Genomic DNA, 19,928 nt, shown 5'->3' with positions numbered 1-19,928 from the left:
GACGGCGCCTCTTCGGCCAAGATCGGACGGAAGCGGATAGAAGGTATCAATCACCCAACTACCCCGCTACCACCCGGCGGACGCGCCGCGTCACTCCGTACGAAACCAGGTTTCGGGGCGTCTCCGGACGCCGACCGACGCCGCGGCGAGGGGCGTACGCAGCGAACGGTTCCCTCGCGGGACATCGTGCGCCGATGACGTCGCCCACAGGCGGGAACGCCCGTGGATTCGCGTCGCAGGACCGATTAGGCGACCCTACTCAAGATCATTATGATCCACCGGCGTGATCATCAGACGTGGCCCCGCCGTGGGCCTCCTCCTCGCCATGCTGGCCGGCGTGACGGCGCTGGGCGCGGTGCCCGCGACGGCCGGCGAGCCGACGGACGGTGAGGCCCCGAAGGTCGAGCTGGTCCTGGACTCCAGCGGTTCGATGCGCGCCGCCGACATCGACGGCCGAAGCCGCATGTCGGTCGCCCAGCAGTCCTTCAACGAGGTGGTGGACGCCCTTCCCCCCGAGACGCAGCTCGGCATCCGCGTGCTCGGCTCCCGCATACCCGCCTCGGCCAGCCAGGCCCTCGGCTGCCGGGACACCCAGCAGATCAGCCCCGTCGGCCCGGTCGACAAGCCCCAGGCCAAGGCCGCGATCGCGACGATGCGCCCGACCGGATGGACGCCGATCGGGCTCGCCCTGCGCGCCGCCTCCCACGACCTGGGCACCGGCGAGACGACCCGGCGGATCGTGCTCATCACCGACGGCGAGGACACCTGCGGCGCGCCCGGCCCCTGCGACGTGGCCCGCCAGCTCGCCGCGGCAGGCACCCACCTGGTCGTCGACACGCTCGGACTCACGCTGGACGCGCGAGTACGGCAGCAGCTGACCTGCATCGCGGACGCGACCGGCGGGACGTACACCGCCGTCCAGCACCAGACCCAGCTCACCGACCGCCTGAACCAGCTCGTCCGCCGGGCGCACGACACGTACCGCCGGACCCCGCGCCAGGTGGGCGGGGCCGACCGGTGCTCCGCGGCCCCGATTCTGGGGCCCGGCGTGTACACCGACCGCGAGCGCTTCGCCCAGCACCGCTGGTACCGGGTGGCGGTGTCGCCGGGCCAGGAGCTGCGGGCCTCGGTGAGCATCGCGCTCGACCGGAGGCTCAACCCCGACTACGGCGTCCTGCTGCGCGCCGTCTCCACGACCGGGCAGGAGATCGTACGCGGCACCGGCGCGGACGGCGGGCGCACCGACGTGCTGTCCACCGGGCTGCGCTGGTCGGACCAGCAGTCGGCGGCCTCGCCCGAGCCCTCGGCGTCCTCGTCGTCCTCGGACGGTTCCGGTGACGGCCTGGTCTGCCTGGTGGTGAGCAACTCCTTCTCCGCCCCCGCCGGCGTACAGACGAACCCCGGCATGCCGGTGGAGCTCACCGTCGACGTGGTCTCCTCCTCCCCGGCGCCGGGCGGCCCGTCCCTGGGCCGCGGCTGGCTGCTGTTGCTCGTGCTGACCGGTACGGGACTGGTCGGCGGTCTGGTCACCGGATGGCTGGCCCGCTGGCGCGTCGCCGTGTGGAAGGAGAACTGACATGCGGTATGTACTCACGGGACTCGCCGCCCTGGCCTGCCTGGCCGTCGCCGGCCCGGCCGCCGCGGACGACACGCCCTCGCCCAGCCCGAGCGCCACGGTCGGCACCGCCGGGACGTCCTTCCTCACCGCCACCGAGGTGAAGCCCGGCCAGCAGGTGCGGGTCTCGGCGTCCACCGGCGACTACCAGTACTGGTCGTTCGACGCGGCGGCCGGAGAGACCGACCGCCTCGCGATCACGATCACGCTGCCGACCAGCGCGAGCCGGCACGGGCCGGCGACCTGGACCGTCGACGTCTTCGACGGTCTCCGCCGGCGCCAGCCGTGCACGGCGGGCTCGCAGACGGCCACCGCCGCGACCGGCACCGCGTCGCTCGCGCTCCACTGCCTCCTGCGCCAGGTCCGCTCGTGGGCCGACCCCTGGTCCGACGAGCCCCTCCCGGGCACCTACTACGTACGGCTGTCCGCGACGGGACTGCCGGACCAGGACCTCGGCCTGCCGGTACAGACCGATCTGTCGATCACCGCGAAGAAGGGCGACGCCCAGCCGGACAACGCACGGCTGAAGGCCCCGCTCTCGCCGGAGACCGGCCCGGGGAGCACGACCGCGCCACAGGCGGGATCCTCGGCGGCCCCGTCCGCCGCCGAAGAGGGCGACCACTTCTGGAACCGGTTCTCCTGGCCGTCCGCCCGGTGGTGGTGGACGATCGGCGGCGGCCTGCTCGCGGCCGTCGCGGGCGTCGGCGGTTACCGTCTCACGCGCCACCCGCGCCGCTGGTTCTCCTGACGCCGCGCCCCTGCCCGCCGCTTCGCGTGCGGCGGGCAGGGCGATAAGCAGGGGCTTAATATAAGGCGTGAGAAATATCCCCTCGGACTGTTGACACCGCGCCTGACCGCGATCAGTCTCTCGGGAGAGCGCTCCTACGCCGGCTCTCGGCAGCCCTGCCCCGCCAGGCATCCGCCGAGGTCGGCGTCCATTCCCGTCGCACGACGGTGGCACCCCTCCGCCGCTCCGCCGTGCCCGCGAAGAGGAGACGCCCCATGAGACCCCGTGCCCGTACGGCGGTGCATCCCGCCGTGACGACGGTGGTGATCGCCGCCCTGACCCTGCTCATGGCCTGCGTGAGCACCGCCCTGCCGCGAACGGCGAGCGCGGCGTCCACCCTGTTGTCGCAGGGCAGGCCGGCCGTCGCCTCGTCGGTGGAGAACGCGGTCACGACCGCCGCGGCGGCCGTGGACGGGGACACCTCGACCCGATGGTCCAGCGCCGCGGGCGACCCCCAGTGGCTCCAGGTCGACCTCGGCGCCTCGGCCACCATCAGCCAGGTCGTCCTCAACTGGGAGACGGCGTACGCGACCGCCTTCCAGATCCAGGTCTCCGGCGACGCGAACACCTGGACGACCGTCTACAGCACCACCACCGGCACCGGAGGCACGCAGACGCTGAACGTCTCCGGCAGCGGGCGCTACGTCCGGATGTACGGGACGGCGCGCGCGACGCAGTGGGGCTACTCGCTGTGGGAGTTCCAGGTGTACGGCACGAGCGGCTCGGCGCCACCCCCTAGCACCACGCCGATCTCCGCCTTCAAGCAGGTCACCGCCTCCTCGACGGAGGGCGGCAACGCGCCCGCGGCGGCGCTGGACGGCCGTACGAACACCCGCTGGTCCAGCCTCTACACCGACAACGAGTGGCTCCAGGTCGACCTCGGCGGGGCCGCCACCATCTCCGGCGCCACGCTCATCTGGGAGGACGCCTACGCCACCGGCTACCACATCGACGTGTCCGACAACGGCACGTCCTGGTCGACCGTCTACACCACCACGACGGGCAAGGGCGGCACCGAGAACCTCGACCTGTCCGGCAAGGGCCGCTACATCCGCTTCTACGGCACCAAACGGGCCACCGGCTACGGCTACTCGCTCTGGGAGTTCCAGGTCTTCGGCACGGTCGACACCACGAACGATGATCCGCCGCTGCTCTCGGCGCCCACGAAGGCGCCGGCGACCACCGGCCAGTTCGCCCTGACGACGCCCGCCGACAAGGCGATGGTCACCGACACCCGCCGTCCCATGCTCGCCTGGAACTCCGTGCCCGGCGCCGCGCACTACGAGGTGTGGATCAACGTCAGCCGCACCGACTACGACTTCACCGCGTCCGGGAGGCTCCTCGACCTCTACACCAAGGTCGCCGAGCCGACCGGCACCAGCTACACGCCGACCTGGGACATCGGCGACCGCTGGACGTACAGGTGGTACGTCGTCTCGGTGACCGGCTCGGGCGCCAAGACCACGTCGAACATCAGGACGTTCAGCCTCTACCACCCGGCCATCACGGCGGCGAGCGACGGCGTCAAGATCGTGAACGGCGCGCGCGACCTCAACAAGGACGGCACGATCGAGCCGTACGAGGACTGGCGGCAGCCGGTCGAGACGCGGGTGGCCGACCTTCTGTCCCGGATGACCCCGGAGGAGAAGGCGTACCAGATGTTCTACAACGCCCAGACCTACCCGCAGTCGGGCTGGCACTTCGGCCCGGCGCAGGCGAACGACCTGAACAACGTGCTCGTCGCCGCCGCGGGGACCCGCCTGGGCATCCCGCCGGTCTCCGCGGGCGACACCATCTCCGGGTACCAGACCACGTACCCGCTGCAGAGCGCGCTGGCCGCGGGCAAGGACTACCCGCTCGACTACAGGCTCGGCGACATGCAACGCCGCGAGGAACTCGAAGTCGGCGCGCGCGGCGTGCTGGGACCGCTCGCCGAGGTCGGCACCAAGGTGCTCTACCCGCGCATCCAGGAGGGCAACGGCGAGAACGCCGACGTCGCCGCGGCGCAGGTGCGGGCCCTGGTCGCCGGCCTGCAGGGCGGGCCGGAGCTCAATCCGGGCTCGGTTCTCGCGACCGTCAAGCACTGGCCCGGCGAGGGCGCCGGCGGCGAGGCGGGCATCGTCTACGACGGCGTGACGATCAAGTACCACATGATCCCGTGGCGGGCCGCGCTGGACGCGGGAGCCGTCAACATCATGCCCGGGTACGCGGGCAGCTCCTACCTCGACCCGGGCGGGCCCGGCGCGGGCAACAGCAAGCCCATCCTCGACTACCTGCGGAACAACCTGGGCTACACCGGGCTCATCACGACCGACTGGCTGCCCTCCGACGCATGGATCAGCGCGGCGAACGCCGGCTCGGACGTCATGGGCGGCGCCGACCCCGGCGCGTCCGGATTCTCGATCTCGAGCTTCCTGTCCAGCGTGCCGATCTCGCGGATCAACGACGCCGTCACCCGGGTCCTGCGGCTGAAGTTCGAGCTCGGCGTCTTCGACCGGCCCTACGGCGACCCGGTGAACGGCCCGTACCGCTTCCACCAGCCGTCCTACGTCAAGCTCGCGAACCAGGCCGCGCGCGAGTCCATCACGCTGCTCAAGAACAACGGAGTGCTGCCGCTGAAGCTCAAGGCGGGCGACAACATCGTGGTCGCCGGGCCACGTGCCACCGACGGCGCCTCGTGCTGTGTGTGGACGAGCTACTTCCACCCCGACTACGGCTCGCTGGACATCCTGGACGCGATCAAGGCCCGCGCGGCGACGGCGGGCGTGAACGTCTACTCCGACAGCGGCCCCTCACCCAAGCTGGCCGTCGTGGCGGTCGGCGAGCCGAGCTACACCCACGCCACCGCTTGGGTGAAGGAACAGCCCTACCTGCCGGCGGACCAGCTCGCCATCATCCAGAACTTCCACAACCAGGGAATCCCGGTCGTCGTGGTCATGGACCTGCCACGGCCGACCGTCATCTCGGACTGGAACGGCATCGCCGACGCGATCGTGATGACCTATCGCGGCGGCGAGGAGGTCGGTCCGGCCACCGCGTCCCTGCTCTTCGGCGACTACACGCCCCACGGAACCCTGCCCTGGCAGCTCCCGCGGAGCGTCGACCAGGTCCTCAAACCGGGCGGCACCGACACTCCCGCCGACGCCGTCGAGGACTGGAGCCTGCCCTACGACCTGGGCGCGACCGCCGCCGAGCGCTCCGACATCCGGGCGAAGATCGACGCCGGCCAGTCACCGCCCACCACCTACGGCGACCCCCTCTACCCGTACGGCGCCGGCATCAAGAACTGGTAACGGTACGTGCGTGCCGTGCAAGGGGTCCCGCACCGGTCCGGTGCGGGACCCCGCCCGTACGGGAGCGGGCGCGAACGGCACCGTCAGGTGATGATCCGTGTCGCCGGGCAGCCACGGGGTCTTCGGCGAAGACAAAAAAGCCGCGCGACCGGGATCGGGGGGAATGACCCGGCCGCGCGGCGTCCAGGGAGGGCTCAGTGTTCTCTCGTGACCTTCATGATCTGCCAGAGCTCTTCACGGAGGCGGTCGCGGCAGACGCGGTACTGCGCCCAGTTCCCGTCAAATGCCGTCTTGACGACGTACTCCTCATCCGTGGTGGACTCCCGCCAGCGCCCGGGGTGGTGCATCGCGTCGTGCATCTCGGCCCACAGCCGGTCGCGCCAGGCGCCGTACCGTTCGCGGTCTCCCCCGAACCTCGTTTCCACCAGCAGCTTCTCGTCGTGCAAGACCCAGTCCGCCAAGGGCGAGGGGAGGTGCGGCCGGCGCGTCGACACGTCGGCACTCGCGCCGCGATGCCTGCCCGGTGGCCATACCTTCATGGCGTCCTTTCTCTTCTCTTCCCTTGAGAGGACGCACCGACCGACGTTCCGGATGACAGGAATGTTCGACGAGGCCGACTTCTGAAATTCTGGACCCATGCAGCAGCGCCGAACGCTCCGGGACGACCTGCTCGACGCCGCCGCCGCACTGATCATCGAGCGGGGTTTCCGGCGGGTGCGGATGCAGGACGTCGCCGACGCGGTCGGGGTCAGCCGGCAGACCGTCTACAACGAGTTCGGGGACAAGTGGCGGCTGGCCGAGGCGCTGAACCTCCGGGAGAACGACCGCTACCTCGACGCGGTGGACGAGGCCATGACGCGCCACGACGACCTGTACTCCGCGGTCGCCGACGCCGTGTCGTACACGCTCACCACGGCGGCCGACGACCCGCTCAAGAAGGCGATCCTCACCGGCGCCGGCAGCGAGGACCTGCTGCCGCTGATGACCACCCGCGCCGAGCCGGTGCTGTTCGCGGCGAAGAAGCGCATCATCGCCCACACGCTGCGGCAGTGGCCCCGGCTCGACGAGACCGCGGTCGTCGAACTCGTGGACATGGTCGTCCGCCTGACGATGAGCCACGTGGTCCTGCCCACCGACCCACCCGAGACCGTCGCGGCCCGCCTGGCGCGACTCGTCGCCCGCTACCTCGGCGACACGGCGAGCCGCTCCGCCACCGACGGGCCTTGACGCCTTCCCGCACGCCACGCAAGACCGAGCAACGGATCGTCAAGCTCCGCCTCGCCCACCGGCTGGGACCGGCCCGCATCACTCGTCCGCTCGGCGGCCGGGCTCGTCTGGGAAGGGCAGGGGATCGCCACGGCCAGCGATGTGCCTCCCCCGGCCGGGCTCGTGATCTGGATGGTGCCGACGAGGCGGGCGCGGGATGTGAGGAGCTCGGCGCGGGTCTCGGCCTGGGTGATCGTGGAGTTCAGGAGTTCCACGACCTTGCCCATGCGCTCTTCGGTGTCGTTCGGCGGCGGCTCGGAACCGATGTACAGGCAGGCCATCGTCCCCCACAGCCGGCCGTCGACGATGACCGGGCAGGCCACGACGTGACCGACGTCGGTCTCCCGGTGCCAGTCGCCGATCTCGTTGTGGATGGCCTCGACGGCCCGCCGGGCCGGCCTGTGGGTCCGCAGCGCCGCCGCCGAGGCGGTGTCGTCCCTGAGCGGCCAGCGTCCTCCGAGGGGGGGGATTCGATCTCGGGAACGCCGGGAGCGCGGTAAAGCATGACGATCGCCATCATCTGATCGGGCTCGCACCGATTGATCGTGGTGTAGTCCGCTTTGATCAGGCGGCCGAGCGCGTTCGCGGCCGCCTTGAAGATCTCTGGCGGAGAGGCGCCACGAGCCACCAGAGTCGCGACGTGCTCCAGGGCGGCCCGTTCCTCCGCATCGCAGTCAGTTCGCTGAGAGCGCCTCATCGAGGCTCGCATGACCCACGGCTTGCCCTATTGACCAGTTGATCAATAGGACAAGCATATGCCCTGGGCACGGGGGCCATGAAGCCGCCGTAAAGGCCCGCTGCCTTTACGTTGTAGATCGCGGAAAGCGCTCCCGGTACAGCGACCGGGCGTACCCGAGGAACATCGCGAGCGCGACGGCACCCGCGCTCCAGCACTGACCGCTGCCCGCGTGCGCCCCGCCCGCCGTCACCAGGTCCATGCCGTCGAGCAGAAGGACGGCCGTCGCCACCCCGTACAGCGCCGTTCCGGCCACCGGGACCACACCCGGCGCCGGCGCCACCCGCGCGGCGCCCAGGCGCCGGCGCACCAGCGCGTATCCGCCCAGCACCAGCAGGCCGGCCGCACCGGCCGCGAGCCGCGTCCCGACGACCTCCCCGAAATGGTCGCGGACCACCGCACCGAGACACCCCTGCCCCGGATGCCCCAGTTGCGCGCATCGCTGCGGCGTGTAGCGCACCCACGGCAGGTCACCGGCGACGAAGGCCGGCCCGAAGAGCCATCCGAGCACCTGCGCCAGCACCCCGCTCACACCGATGGCGACGAGCCCGGCCGCGGCGGAGGGCACCATCCGGGCGAACTCGGGAACGAGCCGGACCCACGCGGGCCTTCCGCCGAACCGGCGCGCGATGACGTGTGCCGGGCCGAAGCGCGCGACGGCCCGGCGTCCGGCCTCCTCCTCCGTCAGCCCCTCCGCCACGCCGTCGCGTACGGCGTCGCGCAGATGCTCCTCCGTCTCGGCGAGCACCCGGGACACGTCCGCGCCGGAGCCGCGCAGCCGGGCCGAGAGCCGGTCGAGATAGCGCTCGATCTCGTTCATGCCAGCACCGCCCCCACACCGCGGGAGAACGTCCGCCACTCCTCGCGCATCTCGGTGAGGGCGGTGGCGCCCGCCGCGGTCAGTTCGTACAGCCGGCGCCGGCGCCCGGACTCATCGGCCCAGTGACTGCGCACCAGACCGTTCTTCTCCAGCCGGTGCAGCGCCGGGTAGACGGTGCCCTCTGGCAGGTCGAAGGCGCCCTCGCTCCGGTTCCGGAGCTCGCCGATGATCGCATAGCCGTGCACCGCCCCGCGGGTCAGCACGGACAGCAGGAGCAGATCGAGGTGCCCCTTGAGTTGCTCTCGCCTCATACCTCGTAATGCTAGGCATAGCATTACGAGGTGTCCAGTGATCGCTACTGTGGTCCGCACGAGAACCGAAGGAGGTTCGGGTGGATTTCGACCTGCCGGAGAGTGCCGTCGCCGTACGGGACGGGGTCGCCGCGATCGGCGCGCGCCACGGGCTGGACTACTGGGACCGCTGCGACGCGGACAAGCGCTGGCCCGAGGAGGTCTGGCGCGCGCTGGCCGGGGGCGGATGGCTCGGCCTCGCCGTCCCCGAGGAGTACGGCGGCGGCGGTCAGGGCCTGCTCGAGCTGGCGGTCGCCGCCGAGACCCTCGCCGCCTCCGGCGCGGGCGCGGCGGCCTCCTTCCTCTACCTGCTCACCCCCGCCTTCGGCGCCCTGACCATCGCCCGTCACGGCACCGAGGAGCAGAAGCGCGCGCTGCTGCCCGCCCTGGCCGCCGGCGAGTCGGAGACCTGCTTCGCCATCACCGAGCCCGACGCCGGGAGCAATGCGATCAACATCGCCACCCAGGCCCGCCGTGACGGCGACGACTTCCTGGTCACCGGCCAGAAGATCTGGATCTCCGGGGTCGAGCGCGCCCGGCACATGGTCCTGGTCGCCCGTACGATCCCGGCGGCCGAGGCGAGGCCGCGGGTCAGCGGGTTCACGATCCTGCTCGTGGACCTCGAGGAGGCGGTCGCCGCCGGCACCCTGACCTATCGGCCGATCCCCAAGCTCGGCACCAACACGGTCGCCTCCAACATGGTCTTCCTCGACGACGTACGCGTCCCCGCCACGAACGTCATCGGCCGGGTGGACGAGGGCTTCGCCGTGCTGTGGGACATCCTCAACCCCGAACGGATCGTCGCCGCCGCCGGCGCCGTCGGCAGCGGCGAGCTGTGCCTGAAGGTGGCCCGCGACTACGCGAACGACCGCGCGCCGTTCGGGCGGCCCATCGGCGCCAACCAGGCGGTCGCGTTCCCGCTCGCGCGGGTCAAGGCGGAGGTGGAGCTGGCGCGCCTGATGACCTACAAGGCGGCGTGGCTGTGGGACCGGCAGCGGCCCTGCGGCTCGGAGGCCAACATCGCCAAGCTCACCGCCGCCGAGGCGGCCTGGCAGGCGGCCGACCGGATGTTCCAGGCGCACGGCGGCATGGCCTACTCCCTGGAGTATCCGGTGGCCCGGCTGTTCCGCGACGCCCGGATCGGCAAGAACATCCCGGTCGCCGAGGAGCTCGTCCTGGCGCACATCGCCCAGCACGAGCTGGGTCTGCCGAAGTCCTACTGAGTCCGTGTGGTGCCCAGACCCAGCCGGCTTCGGCCTGCCGGAGTCGTACCGACCGGGCCGGGTCCGGGGGCGCGCCCCCGGACCCGGTGCGTCAGGCGGTCGCGGTCTGGAAGTAGTGACCCTTGTCGAGGTCGTCGATGAGCCCGGGCCAGACCGGCCGCCAGTCCATCCACTCGCGGGTCAGCGCGCTCGAGGCCGGGCTGTCGGCCGCGAACATGGGGGCCAGCCAGCCGAAGCGCTCCGCCGCGTCCTCGGGGGCGACGGCGGCCACCGGTAGGTCGAGGTGCCGGCCGATCACTTCGGCGATGGCGCGGGTCGGCACGCCCTCGTCGCCGACGGGATGCAGCACCGACGCCGGCGGGGCCTTCTCCAGCGCCAGGCGGAACAGGCTCGCGGCGTCGGCCCGGTGCACGGCGGGCCAGCGGTTGGCCCCGTCACCGATGTAGCCCGAGGCGCCGTTGGTGCGGGCGAAGCCGATCAGGGCCGCCACGAAGCCGTGATCGCCCTCACCGTGGACCGTCGGGGGCAGACGCAGTACGGATGAGCGGACGCCGCGGGAGGCGAGGGAGAGCGCCAGCTGTGCGGTGGCCATCCTGGCGCCCGGGCCCGACTCGGCGGCCGGACCCGGGACATGCCCGTCCCGCTCGGTCGCCAGGCGTCCGGGCGCGAGCCCGAGCAGCCCGGAGGCGAGGACGAACGGCCGGTCGGATCCCGCGAGCGCCTCGCCGAACACCTCGACGGCGCGCCGGTCCGCGGCGGCGGCGCTCGCGAAGTCCCCCGAGAAGGCGATGTCGTGCTTGAACGCGAGATGGATCACGCCGTCCGACGCGGCGGCCTCGCTCCGCAGGGTGTCGAGATCGTCGAGAGTGCCGCGCCGTACCCGCGCCCCGGCCGCGGTGAGGGCGGCGGCCGAGGCCTCCGAGCGCGCCAGCCCGGTGACCTGGTGGCCCGCGTCGATGAGTTCGGGCACGACGGCGGAGCCGATCCAGCCGGACGCGCCGGTGACGAAAACGCGCATGACAAAAACCTCCGGATGAGTGGACGTCCCCGGCGCGGAAAGCGCGAGGACCTCAGCGATGTCAGTCGCTGTCATCAGCATAGCCGCCATGTCAGCCACTGTCATCAAGCTAGGATCGGGGCATGGGTCGATGGCAGCCGAACGCGCGTGGCCGGCTCGCGCAGGCGGCATTGGAGCTCTACGGCGAGCGCGGGTTCGAACAGACCACGGTGGCGGAGATCGCCAAGCGGGCCGGGCTGACGGAGCGCACGTTCTTCCGGCACTACGCCGACAAGCGTGAGGTCCTGTTCGCCGGCGGGGCCGTGCTGGAGGACCTCTTCGTACGCGCCGTCGCCGACGCGCCGGATTCCGCGGCACCGCTCGACGCGGTGGCCGCGGCACTGGAGGCGGCCGGCACCGTGCTCATGGACCGGGAGTTCTCCCGGCAACGCCAGGCCATCATCGACGCGAACGCCGACCTGCGCGAACGCGAGCTGATCAAGCTGGCGTCCCTCGCCTCGGCGCTCACCGCCGCGTTGCGCCGGCGCGGCGTCGCGGACCTGGCCGCGAGCCTGGCCGCCGAGGCGGGCATCGCGGTCTTCAAGGTCGCGTTCGAGCGCTGGATCCGCGAGGCCGAGCGGAGGGGGCTGCCGCAGCTCATCCGCGAGTCACTCGACGAGCTCCGCGCCGTGACCGCGGGCTCGTAGCGCCCGCGCCCGCGCCGGCGCTCAGGAACGCTCGGGCAGGCGTACGGCCGCGGCCGGGGCGCGCGCCGCGCGCAGGTCGCGCTTGAGGATCTTGCCGGAGTGGTTGCGCGGGATCGCCTCGACGAACTCATACCAGCGCGGGCGCTTGAAGGCGCCCAGGCGTTCGCGGCAGTGCGCGTCCAGCTCCTCGGCGCCGACCGGCTCGCGGACCACCACCAGCGCCTTGACCGCCTCGCCCCAGCGGCGGTCGGGCACGCCGATGACCGCGGCGTCGCCGACCGCCGGGTGGGCGAGCAGCACGCGTTCGACCTCGGCGGAGTAGACGTTCTCGCCGCCCGTTTTGATCATGTCCTTGGAGCGGTCGATGATGAAGAGGTATCCGTCGTCGTCGCGGCGCATCACGTCGCCCGTGTGCAGGAATCCGCCGCGCAACGTCTCGGCGGTCGCCTCGGGCAGGTTCGCGTACCCGGCCATCATCGACGGGCCGCGGATCAGCAGCTCGCCCACCTCGCCCGGCGGCGCGTCGATCGCCAGGTCGAAGGCGGGCAGCGGGCGGCCGACGGTGCCCGGCCGGGCCAGCTCCTCGGCGAGGGTCGAGACGGACACGAAGTTGCCCGCCTCGGTCGAGCCGTACACGCCCCGGTAGTCCATGCCGCCCTCGGCGAGCGTCCGCAGCGTCGCGGGCCGCTCGGTGCCCGCCATCCCGTACACCAGGCGGACCGGCCGGGCCTCGGGGTGCCGGAGCGCCCGGCGCGTGCCGTCCGGGAAGATCGCCACGGTGACGCCGTGCTCGGCCACCAGCGACCACGTCTCATCCAGGCCCGCCCCGGACGGGAAGACCACGGTGCCGCCCGTCGCCAGGTGCGCGAGCGCCGCGCCGTACCCGGCGACGTGGAAGAGCGGCAGCGTCGCGAGCAGCCGGTCGTCGGCGGTGACGCCCAGCCCGTGCACGGCGTTGGCCGTCGCGGCCACCCGGCCGCGGTTCGTGAGAAGGCAGCCCTTCGGCCGTCCGGTCGTCCCGGAGGTGTACAGGCTGATCACCGGGCTGTCGTCGCCGGGCCGCGCTCCGGGAGGGCCGGTGGCCGTGTCGAGCCGGGTCTCCAGCTCCTCGCCGATCATCCAGTGGGCCAGGCCGAGCAGTCCGGACGCGTGGGCGAGGGGTTCGAGCGCGGGATGCACCACCGCGTGCGCGGCCCCGGCGTCCTCGACCTGGAAGCGGATCTCGGCCGGCGCCAGACGGATGTTGAGCGGCACCACGCACGCGCCGAGCAGCGACGCGGCGAACGCGGTCTCCAGCGCCTCCGGCGTGTTGACGGTCAGCAGCGCGATCCGGCCGCCCGCACGCACGCCGCCGGCGGCCAGCACCCCGGCCAGCCGCTCGACGCGCCGGGCCAGCTCCCCGTACGTGCGGCGGCCGCCCGTCCAGACGAAGGCGGTGCGCGACGGCCACAGCGCGCCGCCGCGATGAGCGAGGTCTCCGAGCAGCATCCGCCCTCCTGGTCCGCGCGTGCCTCCCCGGATCGAGGGGAACCTCATCCAGGAGAACACGACACCGGGAGCGATTTCGATGCCCAAGCCGTACGCCAGCGCCGTCCTGCCGGTCTCCGCCGACCGGGTGTGGGAGTACCTCCGCGACTTCGGCAACATCGCCGAGTGGCATCCGGGCATCGTGACCGGCGAGCTGGAGCACGGCGCCGGCGACCAGGTCGGCTGTGTGCGCCGGCTGACGGGGCCGGGCGGCGAGGTGTTCCGCGAACGCCTGGTCGCGCTGGACGACGGCGAGCGCTCCTCGACGTACGACCTGTTCGAGGGCCCGTTCCCGGTCCGGTCCTACCGCGCGACGCTACGGGTGACGCCGGTGACGGACACCGGGCTCGCCTTCGCCGAGTGGTTCGCCCGCTACGACGCCGACGCCCAGGACGAGGCGTGGCTGACCAAGACCTTCGCGCGGGGGATCTTCGCGACCGGCCTGGCCGCTCTCCAGGAGCGGTTCACCTGACCCACCGCTCAAAAGCGCGGCGGTCGCTTCTCGCGCAGGGCGCGGACGCCCTCGCGCAGGTCCGGGCCGGTGAAGCCGAAGAACTCCAGCGCGAGCGACGCGTCGAACGCGGGACCGGCCGAGCGGAGCCAGTTGTTGAGCGCCAGCTTGGTGAACCCGATGGCCTGTGCCGCTCCCCCGGCGAGGCGGCCGGCGATCTCCAGGGCCTTGTCGTGCACCTCGTCGTCGTCGACGCAGACGCTGACCAGGCCGATCCGCTCGGCCTCCTCGCCCGTCAGCGGCTCGCACAGCAGCAGGTGGTACTTGGCCTTGGCCAGCCCGCACAGCAGCGGCCAGACGATCGCGGCGTGGTCGCCCGCGGCGACGCCGAGCCGGGTGTGGCCGTCGATGATCTTGGCGGTGCGGCCGGCGACCGAGATGTCGGCGAGCAGGGCGACGGCGAGTCCCGCGCCGACCGCCGGGCCCTGGATCGCGCTCACGACCGGCTTGGCGCAGTTGATGACGTTGTAGACGATGTCGCGGGCCTCGCGCAGGGTTCGGGAGCGCACGTCGTAGTCGGCCATCATCTCCTCGATCATGTCGAGGTCGCCGCCGGCCGAGAACGCCGTGCCCTCGCCGCGGACGACGATGGCGCGCACGTCGTCGTCGGCGTCCGCGTCGCGCCAGATCTCGGCGAGCTCGCGGTGGCCGGTCGCGTCGACGGCGTTGAGCCGTCCAGGCGCGCTCAGCGTCACTCGCAGGACCCCGTCGGCGGCCCAGTCGATCTTCAGCCGCTCGTACGACGCGTAGCTCATCGCTCCTCCTGACCTGACGACCGCCGGAGGCGGCCCGCCGCCCACAGGCGGGCGGTGGCGGCGTCGTCGAACACCTCCGGCATTGAGATGAAATTGTGGATCATGCCGCTGAAACGGCGGAGCTCGACCGGCACGCCGGCGGCGGCGAGGACGCGGGCGTACTCCTCTCCCTCGTCGCGGAGGATGTCGTACTCCGCCGTGATGATCGTCGCCGGCGGCAGCCCGGCCAGGTCGGGGGCGCGCAGCGGCGCGACGCGCGGGTCGGAGTGGTCGGCGCGGCCGAGGTAGTGCCCGAAGAACCAGGCCATCGAGGCCGCGCTCAGGCCGTAGCCCTCGCCGAACTCGGTGAAGCTGGACGAGTCGAGCCCCGAGTCGGTGTTGGGGCACATCAGCAGCTGGTGGGCGAGCGTGATGCCCTCGTCGCGGGCGAGGCGCGCGGCGACGGCCGCGAGGTTGCCGCCGGAGCTGTCGCCGCCCACCGCCACCGCGTCCGGCGCGACCCCGTACCGCCCGGCGTGCCGTACGACGTCGGCCGTCACCGCGAAGGCGTCCTCGACCGCGGCGGGGAACGGGTGCTCGGGCGCCAGGCGATAGTCGACGCTGACGACGACGAGGCCCGCCTCGGCGGCGAGCCGGCGGCACATCGGGTCGGCGGAGTTCAGGTCGCCGATCGACCAGCCGCCGCCGTGGAAGTACACGAGCGCGGGCAGCACGCCGCCGGCCGGACGATAGATGCGGATCGGGATCGCGCCGACGACGGCGTCCTCGACCTCCGCCAGCTCCGGTCCGGCGCCCCGGTGCGGGTTCATCCGGGTGGCGGCGCGCATCGCGTCGATGTCGGGCTCCGCCGGGGCCGCGTCGGCCAGCATGGCCTCCAGGAACGCGGCTGACTGCGGATGCAACGGCATGCGCTCGACCTCCAGACCTCGGCTCGCGCCGACCCTATCCCAGGCGGCCGCGGGACTCTCAGCCGCGCGCCTCGGCGACGAGCGCCTCGATGAGACGCGGGTCGTCGGCCTCCTCCGGATGCCACTGCACGCCGATGCCGAAGCGGTGCCCCTGGAGCTCGATCGCCTCGATGATCTGGTCGTCGGCCCAGGCGACCGTCGACAGGCCCTTGCCCAGCCGCCGGATCGCCTGGTGGTGGCCGCTCACCACCTCGGCGTGGTCGCCGAGGGTCTTGCCGAGCACGCTGGTCGCGCTGATCTGGACCTGGTGCCGGCCGAACCGGCCGGGCGAGGGCTGGTGCGCGTCGCCGCCGACGACGTCGGGCAGGTGCTGGATCAGGCTGCCGTCGCGTACGACGTTGAGCGCCTGCATGCCCCGGCCGATGGCGAGGAAGGGCAGGTCGGCGTCGATCGCCGCGCGCAGGAGCGCGAACTCGAAGCGGTCGCGGTGCGGCTGCGGCGGGCCGGTCTGCTCGTGCGGCTCCTCGCCGTACAGGGACGGCTCGACGTCGCCGCCGCCGGAGAAGATGAGGCCGTCGAGCCGCTCGATGAGGGTCGGGACCGTGGCACGGACCGAGGGCGGCACGAGGATGGGCACGGCACGCGCCCTCTCGAGCGCTCGCTGGTACGCCACCGGGAGCAGCACCGCCTCGCGTACCCAGTCGGCCCAGCGAGCGGCTTCGAGCCCCGACGTGATTCCGATGAGCGGGGGACCCGCGCCGTACGTCGCCCCTGCCATGCGAGAGCCCCCTCCTGGACGCCGCACCTGCGGGCGCCTGATCGCGTCTGATCATCATTGCGCATAGTCGCGCTTTTCGGGTCCATCCCCCTCCAAGCCCCCGATACGCCACCTTCCGGACGAGGCCGCCGGGGGGCGCGTACCGGCCCCCCTCGAACCGGACGCTCCCCCCGGCGGCATCTCGGTACGGGATGACGGAACCCGCTCCCGAGTGAACAATCCTTCGTACTTGTTGGTATTTCTTCTAACGCTCTCCTGTCGAGGATATCAGCGTCGCCCGTAAAACGATCTTATACCGGTCGGTATTTGTCACCGCTCCACAATCACTCTCCGATCACAAAGAATCGATAACTGATTACACTACGTATATGCCCGGACTCTACCGCCGTAGGTGGTTGATGTTCTCCCTGGTGAGATGCGAAACTTCCCCTGGGGTAAATGTGATCGAGGTCATCGAACCGACAGTGGGGGGATTGATGAAATCGACGAATCCCCGGATCATCAAAGAGAGTTTCGCCCTCTTCGAGGGGAGAGAGGAGGATATTTCGGGCTATTTCTACGGTCGCCTATTCGCCGAGAACCCGCGCCTGCGCGCACTCTTCCCGCCGGCCATGGACCACCAGCGCGATCGTTTCTTCCACGCCATCCGGAAGATCGTCTGGAGCATCGACAGCCCCGGCACGCTGTCGACCTTCCTGTCCCGGCTGGGCCGCGACCACCGCAGGTTCGGGGTGACGCGTGAGCACTACGACGCGATGGGGCGAGCACTGCTGGCCACGCTGCGTAAGTTCGGCGGTGACGCCTGGACCGCCGAGATGGAGTGCGCGTGGCGACACGCCTACGCCACCGCGGCGACGATGATGGCCGACGCCGCCGAGGAGTCGTCGCTGCCGCCGTGGTGGACCGGGGAGGTCATCGAGCACGAGTTGCGCCGGCCCGACATCGCGACGCTGACCGTGCGCCCCGGCTCGTCGCTCCCCTACCGGGCGGGCCAGTACGTCACCGTCCAGACCGCGCGCTGGCCGTGGGCGTGGCGGCCGTACTCCGTCGCCAACGCACCACGCCCGGACGGCCTGCTGCGCTTCCACGTGCGGGCGCTGCCCGCCGGGTGGGTCGGCGGGACGCTCGTCCGGCACACCAGGATCGGCGACACGCTGCTGCTCGGCCACGCGGCCGGCACGATGACCCTCGACCTCGACTCCGACCGCCCCATCCTCTGCGTCGCCGGCGGCACCGGCCTGGCTCCGCTCAAGGCGCTGGTCGAGGAGGCGGTCGAGAAGAACCTGCGCCGCGACATCCACCTGCTCGTCGGCGCCCGCACGGCGGCCGACCTGTACGACCTGCCGGACCTGCGGGCCCTGGAAGAGCGGACGCCGTGGCTGCGGGTCGTCCCGGTCGTGTCCGAGGACCCGTCCTCCGACGGCATGCACGGCCTCGTGCCGGACGTCCTCGACCGCTTCCCCGACTGGTCGCGCCACGACGCCTACGTGGCGGGACCGCCGGAGATGATCCAGCGTACGGTCACGGTCCTGGACGAGCTCGGCGTCCCCGCCGACCACATCCACTACGACCGGATCGACCGGTAGAGCCGCTCATCCCGCGACGAGAAGGGCGTCGCGCTCGGCCGGGACGGAACGTCCTCCCGGCATCCGTGCCATTCCCGGCGAACGCCGGGTCACCGGCGCGGTCCGGTCCGCCGTCCCCGGCTCAGCCGCGGTGAGCTACATGGCACAGGTCCCACGCGCGGGGGCCGGCGGAGGTGATGTTCCAGGGGGCGAGGTCGTGGTGTCCGGCGCGGACGGGCACCGCGGCCTCCCGGTGCCGTCGGGGCACTGGAATTCCGGGTGGCGTCGTGCGTGGCGCGGGCCACGTCGGTTCGCTGCGGCGCGGGTGCGCGCCCCGGCCTTCGATGAGGCTCAGCATCTCACGCGTGCCGTCCCCGGCGGGCTTCAGGCGCCGGGGCGCGGGCGTGGACCCCACCCGCTCGAAATGCCGGAGAAGGGGCACGCGCGTTACGACTGCCGCGAGCGCGCTCGACCGTCCTCGGCGAACCGCCCGCCACCCGGGCGACGGAGATCTTGTCGTGCGGCTCTACGGCGGACGCGCCGGATGTCGGCCCACGTCGAGTCGCCGGGGAGGCGCTTGGTCCATGCGACGCGACCGTAGCGGCGGTGGCGTCCGCGATATCGCCGTACGCGAGATGGCCGCTGTCAGCGGCCCCGGGGGGCCGCCTTGCCGCGTTCCGCCCGCCTGCGCCCTCGCTCAGTCGTGCCGCGACTCGGCGCGCCGGCGCAGGAAGGCAGCGGTCTCGTCGTCGGCGGGGAAGAACGCCTCGATGGCCAGTTCGGCGAGGGTGACGTCCTCGGCGGTGCCGAAGGTCGTGACGGTGCTGAAGAAGGCGAGCACCTGGTCGTCGTACCGCAGCCGGGTGGGCAGCGCGATGTCGTGCGAGGGTTCGTGCGGACCGCCATCGTCGCCGCCGCCGTACGCCCGGGTCTCCTCGTGCAGCGCCGTGAGATCGGGGTCCCCGGTCAGCGCGACCTGCCGCGCCATCCGCGCGACGAGGTGCGACCGCACCTCCTGCAGGTTGACCGCACGCGCGGCCAGCCCGCGCGGGTGCAGCGCGAGACGGTGGATGTTGATCGGCGGTCGCACCAGGTCCTCGGGCACGCCCTCCAGGAAGAGCATGGCCGCCTCGTTCGCCATGACGAGGTTCCAGAGCCGGTCGACGACGATGGCGGGGTACGGCTCGTGCCCGTCGAGCACCCGGTTGAGCGCCCGCCGCGCCGGCCGCATCTCGGGCGAGTCGATCGACCGCTCCCGGTAGACCGGCGCGAACCCGGCCGCCATGAGCAGCCCGTTCCGATCCCGCAGGGGCACGTCGAGCCGCTCGGTGAGCCGCAGCACCATGTCCCGGCTCGGCCGGGCGCGCCCGGTCTCGAGAAAGCTGAGGTGACGGGTGGAGATCCCGGCCTCGTTGGACAGCTCGAGCTGACTGAGCCTGCGCCGACGACGCCAGTCACGCAGCAGATCCCCGACGGGCCGGGTGGCGGTAGCGGTAACCATAGTGCCCGCACGCTACCCACCCCCGCACCCACCGACGATTACCGGGGAGGTAATGCGGGCCGTTCCGTGCGGCCCTGGCCGGATCGGCCGCGACTCCAGCCCATCTGGCCCCGCGGCGAACACAGGACTCGAACGACGCCGTCGCGGTCCGTCGCGTGGCCGGGACGATGTCGGGGCCTCCCGCCGCCGACCGTGACCCGTCGCGTGGCCGATGGGGCTTCAGCAGTTCCACGTGACCGGCGCCTGTGCGCCCGAGTTGAAGGACACCGAGCCGCTGCCGCCGACGAGACAGAGGAGGCCGCGGCGGGTGACCGTGACGTACGCGGTCCGGCCGGCCGGGAGTGTGCCGCTGCCGCTGGCGCTGATGTTCCCGCTGGTGCCCGTGACGCTCCACTCCGCCGGGCCGCCGGTCGCGGTCACCGTGGCCGAGCAGCGGTCGGTGCCGTCCATCCGGCAGCCCGACACGGACAGCGTGCCAGGCCGCTGCGGAGGTGGCGGGGACGGCGTGGCCGTACGCCGGGTCGACGCGGGCGCCGGGGGCCTGCTCGGCCGGGAGACGGACGTGCGGTTGTTCCTCGTGCCGCCGTGG

19 protein-coding genes are annotated in these 19,928 nt (G+C 72.2%); 9 read left to right on the top strand and 10 right to left on the bottom strand.

Going from position 1 to position 19,928, the window contains the following annotated elements:
* The first annotated feature begins 283 nt into the window (after positions 1-283).
* The 3 genes from ACFFNX_RS06215 to ACFFNX_RS06205 all read left to right on the top strand — a co-directional run bounded on the left by ACFFNX_RS06215 (position 284) and on the right by ACFFNX_RS06205 (position 5,695).
* Positions 284-1,576 (top strand): VWA domain-containing protein, encoded by a 1,293-nt coding sequence (locus ACFFNX_RS06215; RefSeq protein ID WP_378196558.1) that lies wholly within the window; start codon positions 284-286, stop codon positions 1,574-1,576.
* A 1-nt stretch (position 1,577) separates the two neighbouring features.
* On the top strand, positions 1,578-2,363 hold the full coding sequence (locus ACFFNX_RS06210) for a hypothetical protein (protein ID WP_378196555.1): 786 nt from the start codon (positions 1,578-1,580) through the stop codon (positions 2,361-2,363).
* Between the two features lie 254 nt (positions 2,364-2,617).
* Positions 2,618-5,695 carry a discoidin domain-containing protein gene (locus ACFFNX_RS06205; RefSeq protein WP_378196552.1) on the top strand — a complete coding sequence of 1,026 codons (3,078 nt, stop codon included), beginning with the start codon at positions 2,618-2,620 and terminating at the stop codon, positions 5,693-5,695.
* Positions 5,696-5,889: 194 nt separating this feature from the next.
* Here the strand turns inward: ACFFNX_RS06205 and ACFFNX_RS06200 are convergent, their stop codons facing one another.
* Positions 5,890-6,141: a hypothetical protein gene (locus tag ACFFNX_RS06200; RefSeq protein ID WP_378196549.1), complete on the bottom strand. Its 252-nt coding sequence runs from the start codon at positions 6,139-6,141 to the stop codon at positions 5,890-5,892.
* Positions 6,142-6,331: 190 nt separating this feature from the next.
* On the opposite strand from ACFFNX_RS06200, the gene ACFFNX_RS06195 reads away from it, so the two are divergent.
* Positions 6,332-6,922, top strand: a complete 591-nt coding sequence (locus ACFFNX_RS06195; RefSeq protein WP_378196546.1) for a TetR/AcrR family transcriptional regulator — start codon at positions 6,332-6,334, stop codon at positions 6,920-6,922.
* Here the strand turns inward: ACFFNX_RS06195 and ACFFNX_RS06190 are convergent.
* The 3 genes from ACFFNX_RS06190 to ACFFNX_RS06180 all read right to left on the bottom strand — a co-directional run bounded on the left by ACFFNX_RS06190 (position 6,877) and on the right by ACFFNX_RS06180 (position 8,828).
* Entirely contained in the window at positions 6,877-7,497 is a 621-nt protein-coding gene (locus ACFFNX_RS06190) for a GAF domain-containing protein (protein ID WP_378196544.1), read from the bottom strand. The genes ACFFNX_RS06195 and ACFFNX_RS06190 overlap by 46 nt on opposite strands.
* Positions 7,498-7,764: 267 nt before the next feature.
* The gene (locus ACFFNX_RS06185; protein ID WP_378196541.1) at positions 7,765-8,517 is read right to left on the bottom strand and encodes a permease prefix domain 1-containing protein; all 753 of its coding nucleotides are present in this window, start codon (positions 8,515-8,517) and stop codon (positions 7,765-7,767) included.
* Positions 8,514-8,828, bottom strand: a complete 315-nt coding sequence (locus tag ACFFNX_RS06180) for a PadR family transcriptional regulator (protein WP_378196538.1) — start codon at positions 8,826-8,828, stop codon at positions 8,514-8,516. Before ACFFNX_RS06180 ends, ACFFNX_RS06185 begins: the two co-directional genes overlap by 4 nt.
* 80 nt (positions 8,829-8,908) lie before the next feature.
* On the opposite strand from ACFFNX_RS06180, the gene ACFFNX_RS06175 reads away from it, so the two are divergent.
* The gene (locus ACFFNX_RS06175; protein ID WP_378196535.1) at positions 8,909-10,090 is read left to right on the top strand and encodes an acyl-CoA dehydrogenase family protein; all 1,182 of its coding nucleotides are present in this window, start codon (positions 8,909-8,911) and stop codon (positions 10,088-10,090) included.
* A 91-nt stretch (positions 10,091-10,181) separates the two neighbouring features.
* Here ACFFNX_RS06175 and ACFFNX_RS06170 read toward each other — a convergent pair whose 3' ends face one another.
* Positions 10,182-11,108, bottom strand: a complete 927-nt coding sequence (locus tag ACFFNX_RS06170) for an SDR family oxidoreductase (RefSeq protein ID WP_378196532.1) — start codon at positions 11,106-11,108, stop codon at positions 10,182-10,184.
* A 122-nt stretch (positions 11,109-11,230) separates the two neighbouring features.
* On the opposite strand from ACFFNX_RS06170, the gene ACFFNX_RS06165 reads away from it, so the two are divergent.
* Positions 11,231-11,794 carry a TetR family transcriptional regulator gene (locus ACFFNX_RS06165; RefSeq protein WP_378196529.1) on the top strand — a complete coding sequence of 188 codons (564 nt, stop codon included), beginning with the start codon at positions 11,231-11,233 and terminating at the stop codon, positions 11,792-11,794.
* A gap of 21 nt (positions 11,795-11,815) precedes the next feature.
* On the opposite strand, the gene ACFFNX_RS06160 is transcribed toward ACFFNX_RS06165, so the two are convergent.
* Entirely contained in the window at positions 11,816-13,282 is a 1,467-nt protein-coding gene (locus tag ACFFNX_RS06160) for a class I adenylate-forming enzyme family protein (protein WP_378196526.1), read from the bottom strand.
* Between the two features lie 19 nt (positions 13,283-13,301).
* On the opposite strand from ACFFNX_RS06160, the gene ACFFNX_RS06155 reads away from it, so the two are divergent.
* Complete coding sequence (locus ACFFNX_RS06155; protein ID WP_378196523.1) at positions 13,302-13,793, top strand: SRPBCC family protein; 492 nt, start codon at positions 13,302-13,304, stop codon at positions 13,791-13,793.
* A gap of 8 nt (positions 13,794-13,801) precedes the next feature.
* Here ACFFNX_RS06155 and ACFFNX_RS06150 read toward each other — a convergent pair whose 3' ends face one another.
* Genes ACFFNX_RS06150 through ACFFNX_RS06140 form a run of 3 tightly spaced genes read right to left on the bottom strand, consistent with a single transcriptional unit; the run spans position 13,802 to position 16,273 of the window.
* Complete coding sequence (locus ACFFNX_RS06150; protein ID WP_378196520.1) at positions 13,802-14,587, bottom strand: enoyl-CoA hydratase/isomerase family protein; 786 nt, start codon at positions 14,585-14,587, stop codon at positions 13,802-13,804.
* Positions 14,584-15,495 (bottom strand): alpha/beta hydrolase, encoded by a 912-nt coding sequence (locus tag ACFFNX_RS06145; RefSeq protein WP_378196516.1) that lies wholly within the window; start codon positions 15,493-15,495, stop codon positions 14,584-14,586. The genes ACFFNX_RS06150 and ACFFNX_RS06145 overlap by 4 nt, the downstream gene beginning before the upstream one ends.
* 58 nt (positions 15,496-15,553) lie before the next feature.
* A complete protein-coding gene (locus ACFFNX_RS06140; RefSeq protein WP_378196513.1) occupies positions 15,554-16,273 on the bottom strand; it encodes a gamma-glutamyl-gamma-aminobutyrate hydrolase family protein in 720 nt (239 codons plus the stop codon).
* Positions 16,274-16,749: 476 nt separating this feature from the next.
* On the opposite strand from ACFFNX_RS06140, the gene ACFFNX_RS06135 reads away from it, so the two are divergent.
* Positions 16,750-17,859, top strand: coding sequence for a globin domain-containing protein (locus ACFFNX_RS06135; RefSeq protein ID WP_378196510.1), 1,110 nt, complete (start codon positions 16,750-16,752; stop codon positions 17,857-17,859).
* 676 nt (positions 17,860-18,535) lie between these two features.
* On the opposite strand, the gene ACFFNX_RS06130 is transcribed toward ACFFNX_RS06135, so the two are convergent.
* Complete coding sequence (locus tag ACFFNX_RS06130) at positions 18,536-19,339, bottom strand: helix-turn-helix transcriptional regulator (protein WP_378196507.1); 804 nt, start codon at positions 19,337-19,339, stop codon at positions 18,536-18,538.
* 307 nt (positions 19,340-19,646) lie between these two features.
* Here ACFFNX_RS06130 and ACFFNX_RS06125 point away from each other — a divergent pair.
* A partial coding sequence (locus ACFFNX_RS06125; protein ID WP_378196504.1) for a hypothetical protein occupies positions 19,647-19,928 on the top strand: 282 nt, incomplete at its 3' end.

Source organism: Actinoallomurus acaciae, from assembly GCF_042429965.1.
Classification (GTDB): Bacteria; Actinomycetota; Actinomycetes; order Streptosporangiales; family Streptosporangiaceae; genus Actinoallomurus; species Actinoallomurus acaciae.
This window is presented reverse-complemented; position numbering and strand designations above follow the sequence as displayed.

Coding starts and splice junctions, on each gene's coding strand:
- ACFFNX_RS06160 (WP_378196526.1), bottom strand. CDS start 13,282: ATGCTGCTCGGAGACCTCGCTCATCGCGGCGGCGCGCTGTGGCCGTCG.
- ACFFNX_RS06165 (WP_378196529.1), top strand. CDS start 11,231: ATGGGTCGATGGCAGCCGAACGCGCGTGGCCGGCTCGCGCAGGCGGCA.
- ACFFNX_RS06150 (WP_378196520.1), bottom strand. CDS start 14,587: ATGAGCTACGCGTCGTACGAGCGGCTGAAGATCGACTGGGCCGCCGAC.
- ACFFNX_RS06145 (WP_378196516.1), bottom strand. CDS start 15,495: ATGCCGTTGCATCCGCAGTCAGCCGCGTTCCTGGAGGCCATGCTGGCC.
- ACFFNX_RS06135 (WP_378196510.1), top strand. CDS start 16,750: ATGAAATCGACGAATCCCCGGATCATCAAAGAGAGTTTCGCCCTCTTC.
- ACFFNX_RS06205 (WP_378196552.1), top strand. CDS start 2,618: ATGAGACCCCGTGCCCGTACGGCGGTGCATCCCGCCGTGACGACGGTG.
- ACFFNX_RS06170 (WP_378196532.1), bottom strand. CDS start 11,108: ATGCGCGTTTTCGTCACCGGCGCGTCCGGCTGGATCGGCTCCGCCGTC.
- ACFFNX_RS06130 (WP_378196507.1), bottom strand. CDS start 19,339: ATGGTTACCGCTACCGCCACCCGGCCCGTCGGGGATCTGCTGCGTGAC.
- ACFFNX_RS06210 (WP_378196555.1), top strand. CDS start 1,578: ATGCGGTATGTACTCACGGGACTCGCCGCCCTGGCCTGCCTGGCCGTC.
- ACFFNX_RS06195 (WP_378196546.1), top strand. CDS start 6,332: ATGCAGCAGCGCCGAACGCTCCGGGACGACCTGCTCGACGCCGCCGCC.
- ACFFNX_RS06180 (WP_378196538.1), bottom strand. CDS start 8,828: ATGAGGCGAGAGCAACTCAAGGGGCACCTCGATCTGCTCCTGCTGTCC.
- ACFFNX_RS06185 (WP_378196541.1), bottom strand. CDS start 8,517: ATGAACGAGATCGAGCGCTATCTCGACCGGCTCTCGGCCCGGCTGCGC.
- ACFFNX_RS06140 (WP_378196513.1), bottom strand. CDS start 16,273: ATGGCAGGGGCGACGTACGGCGCGGGTCCCCCGCTCATCGGAATCACG.